Below are 16,827 nucleotides of genomic sequence, written 5' to 3'. Positions count from 1 at the left end.
GCTTCAAAAACAGGGCGGCGACCATGCTGCCGTCGCCGCCCCCTTCTACGCTTATTGCGTGACCAGGCTGACTTTATCGACCACGAACGAGGTTTGCAGCGACGAGTCCTCCGTGGCCGCGAACGACAAGGTCACGGTCTGGCCCTTGTAGGCGGCCAGGTTGAAGGTGCGCGTCTGGTAGCCGCTGGCCGCATTCGCGTTCGAATACGTGGCCAGGGTTCCCAATACGGTGCCGGCGCTGTTCTTCACGGTCACGACCAGTTTGTCGTAGGCGGTGGTGCCGCTTTCGGCGGTGTCGACGTGCAGCGCGAAGGTCAGCGTGGCGCTGGTGGCGGCCGATGGAATCGCCACGCTCTGCGTCAGCGTTTCGGTCGCGGTCCTGCCGTTGCCGCCCAACCAGGCGTAGCGCGCGCCTTCGAAGGCCGTCTGGCCGGTAAAGGTGCCAATCGCGCCGGTGGTGCCGGCCCAACCGGTGGTGCCGGATTCGAAGCCGCCGTTGACGATCTTCTCGGCGCCGCCGCCGGTGCTGCCGACGGTCAAGGTGGCGTTGCCCGACGTCGCGGTCTTGACCGGCGACGACGAGTCGCTGACGACGGCGTTGAACACCGCGCCGTTGTCGGCCGTTTGCGCCGTCAGCGAGTAGGTGGCCGAGGTGGCGCCGCTGATCTGCGCGCCGTTGCGGAACCACTTGTAGGTGTACGGCGACGTGCCGCCGCTGGCGCCGACGCTGAACGACGCGGTCGCGCCCACGGCCACGGTCACGCTGGCCGGCTGGGTCGAGATCGAGACGCCGGAGCCGCCGCCGGTTTCGTCGACGTCCGCGCCGACGTTGATGGCGGCGTAGGCGCGCTGCACGGCGATGGCTTCCTTCGAACCCGTGCCATACAGCTCCTGCGCCGCCAGCAGCACCTTGGCGCGGGCGTCGGCGTAGTTGGTCGACGACGTGAACTTGGTGGTCAACGCTTTAAACCAAATGCGATAGGCCTTGTCGTTGCCGATGCCGGTCATCGCGGCGGGGCTCTTGATCAGGTATTGGCTGTAGTAGTCGCTGGTGGTGGTGGCGTTCGATCCCTGCGACAGGAAATAGAACATGCGGTTGTTAGGACCGCTCGACAGGTGGACGTCGATGTTCTTGATCGTGCTGCTCCAGGCGTTCGGGCTGCGGCCATCCTTGCTTGGCTTGTACAGCCAGCGCAATGGCTGTCCGTTGCGGGCGATCTCCTTGCCCGTCATCCAATCGTTGCCGGTGGCAGGGATCACGGTGCCGGTGCCGCCGGCGCGCGCGTACGCTTCGACCATTTCGCCGCCGATATCGGAGTGCGATTCGTTCAAGCCGCCCGACTCGCCCGCGTAGGTCAGGTTGGAGGTGGCGTCGGTGATCCCGTGCGACATTTCGTGGCCGATCACGTCGATCGAACCGAGGTTGTAGAAGCTGCTGCCGCCGTCGCCGATGTACATGCATTTGCAGCCAGGGTCGAAGAAGGCGTTGTCGTAGGCGGTATCGACGTGGGCGGCGATGTAGGTCGCCGTGTTGTTACCGTCGAGCGATTGCCAGCCGAGGACGTTCTTGTTGGTGTCGTAGGTGTTCATCAGGCCCCACAGCGCGTTGACCGCCGCCGTTTGGCCGTTGGCGTTGGTGGTGCTGCCGCCGTTGATGTACTGCTGGCCGTCGCCCCAGGTGTTGCTGCTGTTGGTGTAGATGGTGCCCGGGCTCGGGCTGTCGGCCGATGCGTGGTTGGCGTTGGTGATCGCCATGCCGCCGAATTTGCCGCCGGTGCCACGGCTGGAGTCGAGCATCTGGAAGGTGCTGCCCGACTGCGAGGTATTGATCGGGACCGCGCCGTTGTACTGGCTGTTGCCGGTGCCGGTCACGGTTTGCAGCGCCTTCCATTGCGCGACCACGGCGCCGGTCTTGGCGTCGATGATGGTGTCGTAGTAGACCGGCTTGCGGTCCTGCGCCATGCGGGTTTGCACGTAGTAGGCCAGTACGTAGCGGTCGACCACTTCCTCCAGATCGAGCGCGTTGAGCGCGGCCTCGGACTTGTTGACGGCGGACGGCACGCGCACCGATTTCATCACCGGATAGATCAGCAGTTCGGCGCTGGGCGTCCAGCGGTGTACGCCGCGCGGCGCCACTGCCTTGACGACCTTGTCGATGGCGTCGCCGGAGCTCAGCGCCGGCGTCAGGTCCGTCACGGGCGCGGCGAGCTGGCGGCCCGACTGCGAGTTGGTGCTGGCGGCGTTGGCATCCAATCCGGCGCGGCGGTCCGCCACCGATTCGCTAACGATGTCGCCGGCGCCGTTGGTCACCACCACCGATTCGGAGCCGAACACGCGCAGGCCCTTGTAGGTGTGCTGCGCGCGCACGATCTTCTCGCCGACGACGCCGGGATGCTGGCTGGCGATGCGGAAGCTGTTGTCGCTGCCGATGCCGCGCCGCGCGTCGAGCGCGGACAGTTTGGCGACCAGTCCCGCCGTCTCTTGTGGAGAGGCGAGGTTGACTGGGGCCGCCATCAGCGGGCCGGCCGCGCAGGCGCCGTTCGAAGCGAGTAGGGACATTGCGGCGACGACGGATGCGGTAAGTAGGGTCTTACGTTGGTTCATCTCTTCTCCAGGGTGGGTAGGTGCGCGAAGGTTTGCCTGGCCATGGTGGCGGCCAACTCGGCGTCTCCGATACCGCGCTGACGGATGGCTGCGCGGCGATTTTTTTTGCGTCAAAACGGCGAGTAAAAACGACACTATTCTTTTCAAGATCACGAAGTCAAAAATCTTTGAAAATTGGTCGCGGACCAAAAAAATGTCTCAAATGAGACATTTAGGGTGGCGGATCTATGGCTTTGGAGGTGGGTAGCCCTAGCACGTAAGGCCGGTTATCACGCGCACGATTGCCGCGTTTTGTCGTAAATCAATCATGAAGTTGATCGATGCCGCAAGTTTCGGTTGCTATGCAACACTATGCTCATCTTTTCAGCAAGGCTGTTGCAAATTTTTAATCTTGCGAATTAAACTAGGTCATGCCGGCCGCAGCTTGTTGCCACGAGCCGGCGCATAAAAAGCGCAGGGGCACGACCCCGCAAGCGCGACCCGGGAACTTCAGGAAAAAGAGAAAATGACCACACACCCTCAACACGTTCGCATCGCCACGCGCTTCCTGCGCGCCAACCGTACCGCGCTGCCGCCTCCCATCTAGCGCGGTCGCGTAGTTTGTCACGTTAGCTGCATACCGGCCGCCGGCCAGTCCCTATCCGGGACGCCGGCGCGGGTATCGCATCGTCCGCGGCCGCCGATCACGGTGGGCCGCGGGACGCAGCGCCAGCTAGTTGTTCAGGTTTTGTCCGCCGGCGCGCGGGCAGGGGGATCTTTTATGCTATCGATTGCCACCAAGGTGGAACGCATTGTTATGGAGTCGTCCTTTCTGACGGAAGGACTGAGACGGGGATTGATCAACCTGTCGGAGCTGGCGCGCCAGCTGCAGCCGCAGATCGAGAGCGATCTGTGGAAGCCGGTGGGGCAGGCCGCCGTGGTGATGGCGCTGCGGCGCGTGGCCGAACGGCTGCCGGAGCAGCCAAGCAGGGGGATCTCGCTGGTGCACAAAACCGGCGAGCTGACCACCCGCACGGAGCTGACCGAATACACGTTCCGCCACTCCGACCGCATTCACGAATGCCACCGCGAGCTGCTGGCCAAGGCCGAACCTTTGCGCGGCGCCTTCGTGACGGTGACGCGCGGCGTCAACGAGGTGATGGTGATCTGCAGCCGGGTGCTGATGCCGGTGGTGGAGGAGGTGTTCGCCGGCGAGCGGCTGCTCGCGCGGCAGGACGATCTGAACGCCGTGACCTTGCACCTCAATCCCGACACCAGCCGCGAGCCGGGCATCTATCACGCCATTCTCAAACAGCTGGCTTGGGACAAGATCAATCTGGTCAACATGATCTGCACCTACACCGAGCTGACCATCCTGCTCAAGCAGGAGCAGACCGGCGCGGCGTTCTCGGTGCTGTCACGGCTGGTGATGCACTGATTTTCAACCCGCACAGCCAACCTGGGGTCGTACGGGGGCGCCGAGTACCCTCGGGGTACGACCCCGCCCTGCCGGGTTACTTGGCGAGTTGTTCGCGCACGCGGGCGATGGCCTTGCGCACCTGGTTCGGCGCGGTGCCGCCAACGTGGTCGCGCGCGGCCACCGAGCCCTCTAGCGTCAGCACGGCGAACACGTCGTCCTCGATCAGGGCCGAGTAGGCGCGCAGCTGCTCCAAGGTCATTTCGGACAGGTCGATTTTTAAATCGTCGCAGGCGCGCACGGCGTGGGCCACGGCTTCGTGGGCGTCACGGAACGGCAGGCCCTTCTTGACCAGGTAGTCAGCCAGGTCGGTCGCGGTGGCATAGCCTTGCAGCGCGGCGGCGCGCATCGCCTCCGGTTTGACGCTGATGCCGCCGGCCATGTCGGCGAAGATGCGCAAGGTGTCGACCACGGTGTCGACGGTGTCGAACAGCGGTTCCTTGTCTTCCTGGTTGTCCTTGTTGTAGGCCAGCGGCTGGCCCTTCATCAGGGTCAGAAGGCCCATCAGGTGGCCGTAGACGCGGCCCGTCTTACCGCGCGCCAGTTCCGGCACGTCGGGATTTTTCTTTTGCGGCATGATCGACGAGCCGGTGCAGAAGCGGTCGGCGATGTCGATGAAGCCGACGCGGGGGCTCATCCAGATCACCAGCTCCTCGGACATGCGCGACACGTGCGTCATGATCAGCGAGGCGGCGGCGGTGAATTCGATCGCGAAGTCGCGGTCGGAGACGGCGTCCAGCGAGTTGTGGCAGACATCGTCGAAGCCCAGCGTTTTGGCCACGCGTTCGCGGTCGATCGGGAAGGTGGTGCCGGCTAGCGCAGCCGCGCCCAGCGGCAGGCGGTTGACGCGCTTGCGGCAATCGAGCATGCGTTCGGCGTCGCGGCCGAACATCTCGACGTAGGCCAGCATGTGGTGGCCGAAGGTGATCGGCTGCGCCACCTGCATGTGGGTGAAGCCGGGCATGATGGTGTCGGCGTTCTTCTCGGCCAGGTCGGTCAGCGCGCCGCGCAGGGCGCCGAGCAGTTCGACCACGTCGTCGATGGCGGCGCGCACGTACAGGCGGATGTCGGTGGCCACCTGGTCGTTGCGGGAGCGGCCGGTGTGCAGCCGCTTGCCGGCGTCGCCAACCAGTTCGGTCAGGCGTTTTTCGATATTCAGGTGGACGTCTTCCAGGTCGAGCAGCCATTCGAACTGGCCGGCTTCGATCTCGGACGAGATTTGCGCCATGCCGCGCTCGATCTCGGCGCGGTCGGCGGCGCTGATGATGCCCTGCGCGGCCAGCATCTCGGCGTGCGCCAGCGAGCCCTGGATGTCGGCCTTGGCCAGGCGTTTGTCGAAGAAGACGGAGGCGGTATAGCGTTTGACGAGGTCGGAAACAGGTTCGTTGAAGCGGGCCGACCAGGCTTCGCTCTTTTTGGAAAGTTGTGCGGTCATAGTGGTGGGAATGGCTTTCGCGGTATTGGTGTCGATTGTCAGGACGGATTATAAACCGTCAACTGCTCAAAAATATGTCATTATTGCTATTTTGGCCACATAAAACATGACGACCCTGCAGATCAGCACCGACAAGGGGCAACTTGACGTTCCCCTGATTTACCAATTCCTCAGCGAGCAATCGACGTGGGCGATCGGCATGCCGCGCGCGGTGCTGGAGCGCGCCATCGCCAATTCGCTGTGTTTCGGCGCGTATCTGGACGGGCGCCAGATCGGTTTCGCGCGCGTGGTGACCGACTGCGCCACCTTCGCCAACCTGGTCGACGTGTTCGTGCTGCCGGAGCACCGGGGCCACGGCTACAGCAAGCGCCTGGTCGAGGCGATCGTCGCGCATCCGGATTTGCAGGGCTTGCGGCGCTTCACCCTGGCCACCGCCGACGCGCACGGCTTGTACGCGCAGTTCGGGTTCACGCCGCCGGTGCGCCCGGCGACCTTGATGGAACGCTACTGCCCCGACGTCTACCGCAGCTAACCCCGGGGTCAGGTCCGACATTCGGACAAATCGACCAAATCGGGAACTTTTTCAACCCGCAAAGGTTCCCCAATTGCTCCCCAATGTCCGAATGTCGGACCTGACCCCCGGGGTTCATAGACTGGCTCTTTATCCTACTGCCAGTTCATCAGTACCGGCGGCACCAGCAGCGCCATCGCCATCACCGCGTAGATCAGTTGCAGGGGGATCATCCACTTGGCCCAGGTGATCCATGGCACCCGCGCCAGCGCCAGCACGCCCACCGTGATGCCCGACGTCGGGATCATCGGCGTGGTCAGCTCGCCGAACTGGAACGCCAGGATCGCGGTCTGGCGCGTCACGCCCACCAGGTCCGCCAGCGGCGCCATGATCGGCATCGTCAGCGCGGCCTGGCCGGTGCCCGAGTGGATGAAGAAGTTGATCACCGTCTGGATGCCGAACATTTTCCATGCCGTGAAAATGGGGCTGGACGATTGCACCAGCGGCGTCAAACCGTGCAGCATGGTGTCGATGATTTGCGCGTCGCGCGCCAGGATCATCGTGCCGCGCGCCAGCGCGATCACCAGCGCCGTGCCGACCAGGTCGCGCGCGCCCTGGATGAAGCCTTCGACGATCTGCCCCGAGTCGAGCCGCCCCACCAGGCCGATGACCACGCCCATGGTCAGGAACAGCGCGGCGATTTCGTCGATGTACCAGCCGTAGTGCACCACGCCGGCCACCATGATGGCCAGCGAGCCGGCGAAGATCCACAGCACGCGCTTGTGGCGCGCCGTCATGGCGTGCAGCTCTCCCAGTCCCTCGGGCTGCTCCTTGCGCTTTTCCAGGTCGAGCGCGTACGTCGGACTCAGTTGCGGATTCTTTTTCACGCGCGCCGCGTACCACATCAGGAAGGCCGCGGTGATGGCGGTGGCGATGGTCCAGGCGATCAGCCGGTAGCCCCAGCCGGAGAATACCGGCACGCCGGCGATGCCCTGCGCGATGCCGACGTTGAACGGGTTGAGGAAGGCGGCGCCGAAGCCCACCTGCGAACCGAGGAAGGGGATCGAGACGCCGGTGATGGTGTCATAGCCCAGCGCCAGCGCCAGCGGCACGAAAATCAATATGAACGGTATGGCCTCCTCGTTCATGCCGAAGGTGGCCCCGCCCAGCGAGAACAGTGTGACGAACACCGGGATCAGCGCCTTCTGGATGAAGGCCGAATCCTTGTGCGCGCGCGCCAGCGCCTTGATCATCGAGTCGATCGCCTCGGTCTTTTGCAGTACCGCGAAGGCGCCGCCGACGATCAGCACGAAGCCGATGATTTGCGCCGCCTCGACGAAGCCCTTGATCGGCGCCTTGAGCAGCGCCACCACCCCCTGCGGCGCGCTCGGCACGTAGTGGAAGCTGTCCGGCACGATCAGCTGCTTGCCGTCGACCAGGTGGGTGTCGTATTTGCCGCCCGGGACCAGCCAGGTGGCGGCGGCGATCAGCGCCAGGATGATGAACAGCAAGACGAAGGTGTGCGGCAGTTTGAATTTTTTGGTGGTCATGGGAGCGGCGTGGTTGGTATTGTTTTTATTGGCTCAGCAGATCGCCGGCGCGGTAGGCCTGGGCGCCCGCCACTTTGCCGACGTTCATCCCGCGCAGCACGTGGCGGTGGGCGCTGCGGGCAAAGAACACGCCGGCCACGCCGGCCCGCACCACCGTCGTCTCGCCGCTGACCGGGTCGATCAAGTCGGCGACGGCGTCGCCGGGCGCGACGCGCGCGCCCAGCTCGCGCGTGTAGACCAGCACCCCGGCGTGCGGCGCGTACAGCGGCTCGACGCCTTCGAGCGGCGTGGCCTCGCACAGCGCGGCCGGCAGCGGCGCGGCGGCGATGGCGGCGGCGCCGGCGCCGCTGCCGTCGTCGCGCAGCACGCCGTTCAAGGCCAGGAAGCGCAGCAAACCGGCGGCGTCCTTCTCGGCCAGGTCGTAGCCCACCTCCATCTCGCCGCGCAGCTCCACGGTGGTCGACAGGCAGGCCGGCGGAATCGGATATTTGCCCTCGAAGTGGCGCTCCAGGTCCCACCACAGGCGGCTGCACGCCTCGTCGAACGGTTCGCCGCCGGCCTGGTAGGCCAGCAGCAGCGCGTGCGCGCCCATCAGCGCCGACAGCGGCGCGATGGCGTCGGCCAGCGGCGTGCCGGCGTAGATGTGCATCACCGCCTCGTTATCGCAGTGCAGGTCGAGCACGATGTCGGCGTCGACGGCCATCGTCATCAGCGCTTTTTTCAAGGTGTCGGCGTCGGTCGACGGGCGCCAGTCGGCGATGGCGGCGCGCGCGTGCTCGCGGATCAGGCGCACGTTGGCGTCGGCGTCCTGGCCGAGCAGCCCGTCGAGCGATTTTTTCAGCTCGTCGAACACGTGCTTGTAGTTGCGGTTGAAATTGACGCCGGTGGTCAGGTCGAAGCGGCCGAAGGCGGCGCCGTGGATCGCCTGCGCCAGCCCGATCGGGTTGGCCGCCGGCACCAGGATGACCTCGCCGGCGATCTGGCCGGCCGCCTCCAGCGCCACCAGCCGCTTGCGCAGGAACTGCGCCACCAGCATGCCGGGCACCTCGTCGGCGTGCAGCGAGGCCTGGATGTAGACCTTTTTGCCGGCGCCCGGGGTGCCGAAGTGCAGGCTGGTCAGTTCGAACGCGGTGCTGCTGTGCGGGCCGGAGAGGGGGTGTTTTTGTACTTGCATGATGGTCTGGCAGGGAAGGTTGACGGTGCGGTTGACGTGCTTGGCGAACGTGCACAACGCGTGCACAACGCTTGAGTATGTAGCACTATTTTCACAAAGTAAATCGTTCGGGCCGAATCGGACGGTGCTTTCTTGAGTTTTCCACGCGAACTGCGTACAGTTAGTTGATTGGAACTATTTACATATAGCATAACAACCCGCGAAGAGAGAATTATGGCTGAATTGCACGGCATGCGAATTTCCACAATGGCGCGCTCGGTGCGCCGCGCGATCGGTCTGGGCGCGGTGATCGGCGTGCTCGGCCAACCGGGCCTGGCGCTGGCCCAGGACGCGGCGGCGCCGGACGCCGTCGCCGCCAAGCCGATGCCACGGGTCGAGATCACCGGTTCGGCGATCAAGCGCATCGAGTCGGAAACGGCGTTGCCGGTGCAGGTCATCACCCGCGAGGAGATCGACAAGGTGGGCGTGACCACCGCTTCCGAAATCCTGGCCCGGTTGTCGGCCAACGTCGGCGGCCTGACCGACGGCGCCAGCATCAACGTCGGCGGCGACCAGCGCGGCTTCAACAGCGCCAACCTGCGCGGCATCGGCACCTCGTCGACCTTGGTGCTGCTCAACGGCCGCCGCATGGCCAACTTCGCCTCCCCCGGCGACGACACCGGCGTCGACCTCAATAACATCCCGGCCGCCGCGATCCAGCGCGTCGAGGTGCTGCTCGACGGCGCCTCGGCGCTGTACGGCACCGACGCCATCGGCGGCGTGATCAACTTCATCACCCGCAAGGATTACCAGGGCGTGGAACTGAACGCCTACGGCCTCAAGACCGACGAGGGCGGCGCCGGCAAGCGCAAGGCCAGCATCACGGCCGGTTTCGGCGACCTGGCCAAGGACGGCTTCAACGTGTTCGCCGTGGCCGACGTGCAGAAGTCCAACGCGCTGAGCACCTCGCAGCGCAAATTCATCGGCGACCTGCGGGTGGCCGAGCGCCTGCCGCACCTGCTGTCGGGCTACACGTCGCCGGCCAACATCCGCCTCTCCAGCGCCCAGCGCGACGAACTGCAGGAGCAGAACTTCCTCATCAACGGCAAGCCGATCACCAACCGCACCATCAATCCGTCGGTGCCCGCGTGCGCGGCGCCGGCCAACCTGTATCTGCCGGCCGGCATCGGCGGCATCGACGCCTGCACCTACGATTACATGCGCGATACCGAGTTGTTCCCCGAGTCGGACAAGACCAACCTGCTCACGCGCGGCGTGCTGCAGCTCACCCCGAACAGCCAGCTGTACGCCGAGGTGGCGCTGAGCCGCTCGAAAACGAAGTACATCGGCTCGGGCGCGCGCGCCGACGACGCCGAGATCGACTACAAGAAGATCCCCGCCTTCGCCGGCTTCACGCTTTCGCCGGACGAGGACGCCGATCCGGACGCGCCGGTGACCGTCGGCCTGCGCATGCGCATGAACGAGGCCGGGCGCCGCGCCACCGAGTTGACCAGCGAGAGCCAGCGCTTCGTGGTCGGCCTGACCGGCACCGCCAACGGCTGGGATTACGACGTCGGCGTCAACCACAGCGTCAACAAGATCAAGGACCGCGACACCCACGGCTACCTGTTGAAGGACAAGATGCTGCAAGGGATCGCCGACGGCCTGATCAACCCGTTCGGGCCGTCGAGCCAGGCCGGCATCGACCTGCTCAACAGCATCCAGGTCGACGACGTCGCCCGGCGCGCGCGCGGCACCATGGATTCGGTCGACTTCAAGCTCTCGCACGCGATCGGCGCGCTGGCCGGCGGCGACGCCGCGCTGGCCGTCGGCGGCGAGTACCGCCGCGAGCGCACCAGCTACAACCCGTCGGAGCTGCTGTTGAGCGACAACATCAACAACGATCCGGCGCCGGAGGAGGAGCGCGCCTACAGCAACAGCCGCAAGGTCAAGGCGGTGTACGGCGAACTGCTGCTGCCCTTCACCAAGCAGTGGGAGGCGCAGCTGTCGGCGCGCTACGACCATTACCAGGTGGTCGGCGGCGCCGCCAGTCCGAAGGTGGGCGTAAGCTACACCCCGACCAAGACCATGCTGTTCCGCGCCTCGGCCGGGCGCGGCTTCCGCGCGCCGTCGATGACCGACCTGTATCGCGCCAACATCTACAGCGTCACCGCCACCTTACCCGATCCCGTGGCCTGCGCCGTGGAGGACGCCACGCTGGCCGATTGCGCCGACAACTGGAGCACGCGCCGCTATTCGAACGCCAACCTCAAGCCCGAGCGCAGCCGCCAGTTCTCGACCGGCATGGTGATCCAGCCGTCTAAAAACGCGTCGATGACGGTCGACTACTGGAACATCGAGCGCACCGACTTGATCAGCGAGATCGGCGACGACATCATCCTGGGCAACCTGGCCAAGTACGGCAACCTGGTGCACCGCGACGAGGACGGCGTGATCGACTACATCGAACTGCGCAAGGAAAACCGCGGCGCGCAAAAGGCCTCGGGCATCGATGTGATCCTCGACTACAACGGCGTGCGCACCTGGGCCGGCAATTTCGGCGGGCGCCTGTCGGGCACCTACGTGCTCACCTCGAAGATCCAGAACGACGTCGGCGACCCGTATGTCAGCAACCTGGGACGCTTCGTCACCGACGGCGTGGTGCAGCGCTGGCGCCATACCGTCAACTTCGACTGGGACATGGGGCCGTATTCGGCCACGTTGTCGAACACCTTCTCGAGCGGCTACCACGACCAGAACTCGGCCATCAACACGGACGACGGCACGGTGGTGGCGCCGAATCGCGTCAGCTCCTACTCGCTGTGGGACCTGTCGGGCGCCTGGCAGGTGAGCAAGGCGTTCAAGCTGCGCGCCGGCATCCAGAACCTGTTCGACAAGGCGCCGCCGTTCTCCAACCAGGCCTATTTCTTCCTGTCCGGCTACGATCCGACCTACACGGATCCGCGCGGCCGGCGCTTCTTCGCCAACGCCAGCTACGCCTTCAAATGAAAGCCCCCCACAATGTAATACATGCTTAAGTAATTGATTGGTATCATCTGTATTACCACGGCGCCGCGCGCAAGCCCCGGCGCCGGTTTCATCATTGGAAGGGCAACATGAAATTTACAGGTTCTACGTTCCAGCGCCTTTGCTTGCTTTGGCTGCTGGTGTTCGCCGGCGTCAGTGCGCATGCGGCCCAGGGAGCGGCCGCCACGTCGTCGGCCAAGGCGCAGTCGGGGACCAAGGCCAGCAAGCCGGCCAAGGCGGTGCCGCCGCCCAAGCCCGTGCTGGCGCCGCCGGCGGGCAACCTGGTCGTCATCGGCGGCGGCCTGCGCGCCGACAACGCGGAAGTCTGGCAGCGCATCGTGCAGCTGGCCGGCGGGCGTGGCGCGCGCATCGGCGTGTTCGGCTCGGCCTCGATCAATCCGGAAAAATCGGCGCAAAACACGGTTAACAAACTCAATCAATATGGCGCCCAGGCGTTCTTCATCCCGCTCGGCGTAACCCTGCCCAACAGCGATTACCGCAAGGCCGCCGAGGACCCGGAGGTGGTGGCGCTGATCCATTCGGCCACCGGCATCTACTTCACCGGCGGCGACCAGGCCCGCATCACCAAGGCGCTGGTGCGCCCGGACGGCTCGCGCACGCTGGCGCTGGAGGCGGTGTGGGACGTCTACCGCGACGGCGGCGTGGTGGCCGGCTCCAGCGCCGGCGCGGCCATCATGAGCACCACCATGTTCTACGACGCCAAGGCGACCCTGGACATGCTCAAACAGGGTGTCACCGACGGCAACGAGATCGCCCCGGGCCTGGGCTTCATCGGCGACGACGTCTTCGTCGACCAGCATTTGCTGGTGCGCGGCCGCTTCGCCCGCATGATCCCGGTGATGTTGAAAAAAGGTTATCAGATCGGCCTGGGCATCGACGAGAACAGCGCGATGGTGGTCAACGCCCGCCGCGACGTGGAAATCATCGGCTACAGCGGCGCGCTGCTGCTCGATTTGTCGGCGGCGATCACCGACCGTGGCATCAAGGGTTTCAATATTAGCAACGCCACCATCAGTTATCTGGACCGGGGCGACAAATTCAACCTGGTCTCGCGCGAGTTCACGCCGTCGGCCGACAAGGCCGACAACAAGCTCGATCCGAACCAGCCGGACATGCGCGGCACCGTCTACACCAACGACATCCTCGGTAACAACGCGGTGCTGGACCTGATGGTGAACCTGATCGACAACGCCCAGCAGGAGGCCATCGGCATCGCCTTCGGCAATCCGCGCGACTCGTCGCCGGACCTGGGATTCGAGTTCCGGTTCAGTAAAACCATCAACAGCGTCGGTTACAGCTCCACCGAGGTGGAGGCGTATTCGGTGCTCAAACTGAGGATGGACATCCGGCCGATCCAGCTCCAGCAGCCGCTTTACCGATACCGGTAGCGGGCAAACCGGGTTATATTGAAAGGGACGGCGAAAGGGACGGCACCCCAAGCGCCGTCCCTTTTTATTTGGGGAGGCGGCCACCATGCGCACACCGGGCACCATGTTGAAGCACCTGATCGGGGCGGTCCTGATGCTGGCCGTTCCGCTGGAGGGCGCCGCCGGCATGGCGGCGCCTGTATCGGCGGCCAAGCCGGCGCCGGCCGCTCCCAAGGGTTCGCTGGTGATCATCGGCGGCGGCCTGCGGGGCGACAACGCCGACGTCTGGCAGCGCATCGTCGCGCTGGCCGGCGGACCGGGCGCGCGCATCGCCGTGCTGCCGTCGGCGGCGGCCGATCCGCAGCGGACCGGCGACAGGATCGTCGAGCGTCTCAATGGCTATGGCGCCGCCGCCTTCGTGGTGCCGCTGGCGGTGCGCCTGGACGGCAGCGATTTCCGCCAGGTGGCCGAGGATGGCGAGCTGGCGGCGGCCGTGCGCGGCGCCGGCGGCGTGTTCTTCTCCGGCGGCGACCAGTCCCGCATCACGCACGCGCTGGTGCGCGAGGACGGCAGCCGCAGCGCGGTGCTGGAGGCGGTGTGGGACGTCTACCGCAACGGCGGCGTGGTGGCCGGCGACAGCGCCGGCGCCGCCATCATGAGCAGCACCATGTTTTATGCGCCGCGTTCGGTGTTCGGTATGCTGCGCGGCGGCGTCAACGACGGCCGTGAAATCGCGCCCGGCCTGGGCTTCATTGGCGACGACGTCTTCGTCGACCAGCACCTGCTGGTGCGCGGACGCTTCGCCCGCATGATCCCGGCCATGCTCAAGAAAGGCTACAAGTTCGGGCTGGGGATCGACGAGAATACGGCGATGGTGGTCGACAGCCGCCGCAACGTGGAAATCGTCGGCCACAAGGGCGCGCTGCTGATCGACCTGTCGCGCGCCACCACCGATGCCGCCAGCGCTGGCTTCAACGTCTCCAACGCGGTGATCAGCTATCTGGATCGGGGTGACCGCTACGACCTGGCTTCGCATGTCTTCACGCCGTCCGAGGCCAAGGCCGGCGGCCGGCTGCGGGCGGAGCACGCGGTGCTGCACCAGCCGGTGTTCTCGCCCGATATCCTGGGCCGCAACGCTGTGGTGGAACTGATGGAAAGCCTGATCGTCAACCGCCGCGTCGAAGCGATTGGCATCGCCACCAGCGGCCCGCAATCGCTGCTGCCGGAGCTGGGATTCCAGTTCACCTTCAGCAAAACGCGCGACAGCGTCGGCTACGCGTCGGCGTCGGCTGCGGCGCAAAGCTACTCGATCCTCAACGTCCGGCTCGATATCCGTCCGCTCGACATCGGCCAGTCGATGACGACGCGGGAAAACTAGGCGGGGAGGGCGGGGGCGCTAAAAATCGCTTTTACTAAATGCCGCTAATCTTTGCTAACCCTTGCTAGCCCGCGCTATTCCTTACTAAAATTGCCGCGCGTGACGCTAAACCATACTAAATTTCGCGGCACTGAACCGGCAACAACCTAAAATAACGGTCACGTTTTCAACCGTTTGCCAGGAATCCCATGAGCCTCTTCGTTCACTCCCGCCGCTTTGTCTCGGCGCTGTTATTGGCGTTGTCCGTAGGCGCCGTTCCCGCGTTGGCGGCAGCGCCTGCTGCGGGCGGCCAGCCGGCCACCGTCCGTCTCGACTACATCCACAGCGGCAACGCGCTCAACGAGCAGTACGCGATGGAGCGCGTGGTGATCGAGCCGTTGCCGTGGCCGGGCGACATGCGCCGCACCATCGACGATACCAATCGTGGTAACAACCTGGTGGAGGTGGTCGACGCCGCATCCGGCAAGGTGCTGTACTCGCGCGGTTTTTCGACCGTCTTCGCGGAGTGGGCCAGCACCGAGGAAGCCGGCAAGACCAATCGCGGCTTCCAGGAGTCGGTGCGCTTTCCGAAACCGGACAAGCCGGTGAAGGTGCGCATCCTCAAGCGCGACGAACGCGGCGCCTTTTCGGTGGTTTGGACGACCAGCGTCGATACCGACGCGATGGATGTGGTGCGCAAACAGGCGCCCGCGCCGGCCAAGCCGATCGGCATCCGCGTCAACGGCCCCTCGAAGGACAAGGTCGATCTGCTGATTCTGGGCGACGGCTACACGGCCGGGGAGATGAAGAAGTTCGAGGCCACCGCGCGCCGCCTGGCCGACCATCTGTTCAACACCTCGCCGTTCAAGGAGCGCGCCAAGGACTTCAACGTTTGGGCGCTGGCTTTGCCGACGCAGGAATCGGGCGTGTCGCGTCCGTCGACCGGCGTGCATCACGCCTCGCCGCTGGGCACCCGCTACGACATCTTCGGCAGCGAGCGTTATGTGCTGACCACCGACAACCGCGCGCTGCGCGAACTTGCGCAGAACGCGCCGTATGAATTCATCGAGATCCTCGTCAACAACGACACCTATGGCGGTGGCGGCATCTTCGGCCAGTTCAGCACAGCGGCGGCCAACAACGATTGGGCCAACTATCTGTTCGTGCACGAATTCGGCCACCACTTCGCCGGGCTGGCCGACGAGTACTACACCTCGCCGGTGGCCTACGCCACGGGCGGCGCCACGCGCCAGGAACCGTGGGAGCCGAATGCTACGGCGCTGCATGATCCGGCCAATGTGAAGTGGAAGAAGTTCGTCAAGGAGGGCACGCCGTTGCCGACGCCGTGGAAGAAGGACGAATACGAGGCGGCATCGCGCGCGTATCAGAAGGAGCGTGTCGCGCTGCGCCAGGCCAACCGGCCGGAATCGGAGATGAGCGCCTTGTTCCACAAGGACCTGCAGCACACCAATGAACTGTTCTCCCGTGATCCGCACCGCCACACGGTGGGCGCGTTCGAGGGAGCGAACTACGAGGCCAAGGGGTATTACCGTCCCGAGATGCAGTGCATCATGTTCGATCGCAGCGATAAATTCTGTTCGGTGTGCGCGGACGGGATCAGCACCATCATCGACCTCTACTCCCGGCCGAAAAGCGAATAATCGGTTTTAGTACGGTACCGTACAGAGCTCATCGGCTTGGGTTGCTATTCTGGATACGTGATCTGGCGCTTCTAAACAAGAGCGCAACGCAGGCAAGGCCGGAGGCCTTGCTTTAATAAGATAAGAACGCATCCAAATTAAACTTGAGAGGAAATATCATGAGCAAAATCATCGCTACCCTGATCGCCGGCCTGTTCGCAACCGCTGCTTTCGCACAAACCCCTGCGCAAACCACCGAAGTCACCAAGGCGCAGCAAGAAGCCAACAAGGACGTCGCCAAGGCCGAGCAGAAAGAGCTGAAAGCTGACGCTAAAGCAGACAAAAAAGCCAACAAGGCTGTCGCCAAAGCCAATCAGACCCACGACGAAGCCCAGGCTAAAGTAAACGTGGAAGCCGCCAAAGCGAACGAAAAAATCGCCAAGGCTGATCCAGAAGACAAAGCCAAAGCTGCCGCCAAAGGCGAAAAGAACATCGCTAAAGCCGAAGAAAAGGCCAACAAAAAGGCCGTGAAAGCCGACGCCAAAGCGATCAAGGCAACCGTTGACGCCACCGAAGACAAAGCGCTGGCCGCCAACAAGACCGACGCGGTGAAAGCCAAATCGGCTGCCGAAGTCAAAGAAGCCGCCGCTAAGCATTAATTAGCGCGCAATAGAAAAAAGACGGGCTTGCCCGTCTTTTTTTTTCG

The 16,827-nt window shown here is 64.6% G+C and carries 11 protein-coding genes; 7 read left to right on the top strand and 4 right to left on the bottom strand.

Annotated features, from left to right (window positions below; translation table 11 throughout):
- Positions 1–51 precede the first annotated feature (51 nt).
- On the bottom strand, positions 52–2,604 hold the full coding sequence (locus NHH88_29785) for a M4 family metallopeptidase (GenBank protein ID USX13789.1): 2,553 nt from the start codon (positions 2,602–2,604) through the stop codon (positions 52–54).
- Between the two features lie 796 nt (positions 2,605–3,400).
- Between NHH88_29785 and NHH88_29780 the strand changes: the two genes are divergently transcribed.
- A complete protein-coding gene (locus NHH88_29780; GenBank protein USX13788.1) occupies positions 3,401–4,021 on the top strand; it encodes a hypothetical protein in 621 nt (206 codons plus the stop codon).
- Between the two features lie 76 nt (positions 4,022–4,097).
- Here the strand turns inward: NHH88_29780 and argH are convergent, their stop codons facing one another.
- Entirely contained in the window at positions 4,098–5,495 is a 1,398-nt protein-coding gene (gene argH / locus NHH88_29775; GenBank protein ID USX13787.1) for an argininosuccinate lyase, read from the bottom strand.
- Between the two features lie 106 nt (positions 5,496–5,601).
- Here argH and NHH88_29770 point away from each other — a divergent pair, with 106 nt between their 5' ends.
- Positions 5,602–6,027, top strand: a complete 426-nt coding sequence (locus tag NHH88_29770; protein ID USX13786.1) for a GNAT family N-acetyltransferase — start codon at positions 5,602–5,604, stop codon at positions 6,025–6,027.
- 134 nt (positions 6,028–6,161) lie between these two features.
- Here the strand turns inward: NHH88_29770 and NHH88_29765 are convergent, their stop codons facing one another.
- Complete coding sequence (locus NHH88_29765) at positions 6,162–7,556, bottom strand: YfcC family protein (GenBank protein ID USX13785.1); 1,395 nt, start codon at positions 7,554–7,556, stop codon at positions 6,162–6,164.
- Positions 7,557–7,581: 25 nt separating this feature from the next.
- Positions 7,582–8,730, bottom strand: coding sequence for a M14 family metallopeptidase (locus NHH88_29760; GenBank protein ID USX13784.1), 1,149 nt, complete (start codon positions 8,728–8,730; stop codon positions 7,582–7,584).
- 213 nt (positions 8,731–8,943) lie between these two features.
- Here NHH88_29760 and NHH88_29755 point away from each other — a divergent pair, with 213 nt between their 5' ends.
- The 5 genes from NHH88_29755 to NHH88_29735 all read left to right on the top strand — a co-directional run bounded on the left by NHH88_29755 (position 8,944) and on the right by NHH88_29735 (position 16,780).
- A complete protein-coding gene (locus tag NHH88_29755; GenBank protein USX13783.1) occupies positions 8,944–11,718 on the top strand; it encodes a TonB-dependent receptor in 2,775 nt (924 codons plus the stop codon).
- Between the two features lie 107 nt (positions 11,719–11,825).
- The gene (locus tag NHH88_29750; protein ID USX13782.1) at positions 11,826–13,145 is read left to right on the top strand and encodes a cyanophycinase; all 1,320 of its coding nucleotides are present in this window, start codon (positions 11,826–11,828) and stop codon (positions 13,143–13,145) included.
- Positions 13,146–13,230: 85 nt separating this feature from the next.
- Complete coding sequence (locus tag NHH88_29745; GenBank protein USX13781.1) at positions 13,231–14,502, top strand: cyanophycinase; 1,272 nt, start codon at positions 13,231–13,233, stop codon at positions 14,500–14,502.
- 188 nt (positions 14,503–14,690) lie between these two features.
- Positions 14,691–16,142 carry an IgA Peptidase M64 gene (locus NHH88_29740; protein USX13780.1) on the top strand — a complete coding sequence of 484 codons (1,452 nt, stop codon included), beginning with the start codon at positions 14,691–14,693 and terminating at the stop codon, positions 16,140–16,142.
- Between the two features lie 158 nt (positions 16,143–16,300).
- A complete protein-coding gene (locus NHH88_29735; GenBank protein ID USX13779.1) occupies positions 16,301–16,780 on the top strand; it encodes a hypothetical protein in 480 nt (159 codons plus the stop codon).
- The last annotated feature ends 47 nt before the right edge of the window (positions 16,781–16,827 follow it).

It is taken from the genome of Oxalobacteraceae bacterium OTU3CAMAD1 (assembly GCA_024123915.1).
Taxonomy (GTDB): Bacteria; Pseudomonadota; Gammaproteobacteria; order Burkholderiales; family Burkholderiaceae_D; genus Rugamonas.
This window is presented reverse-complemented; position numbering and strand designations above follow the sequence as displayed.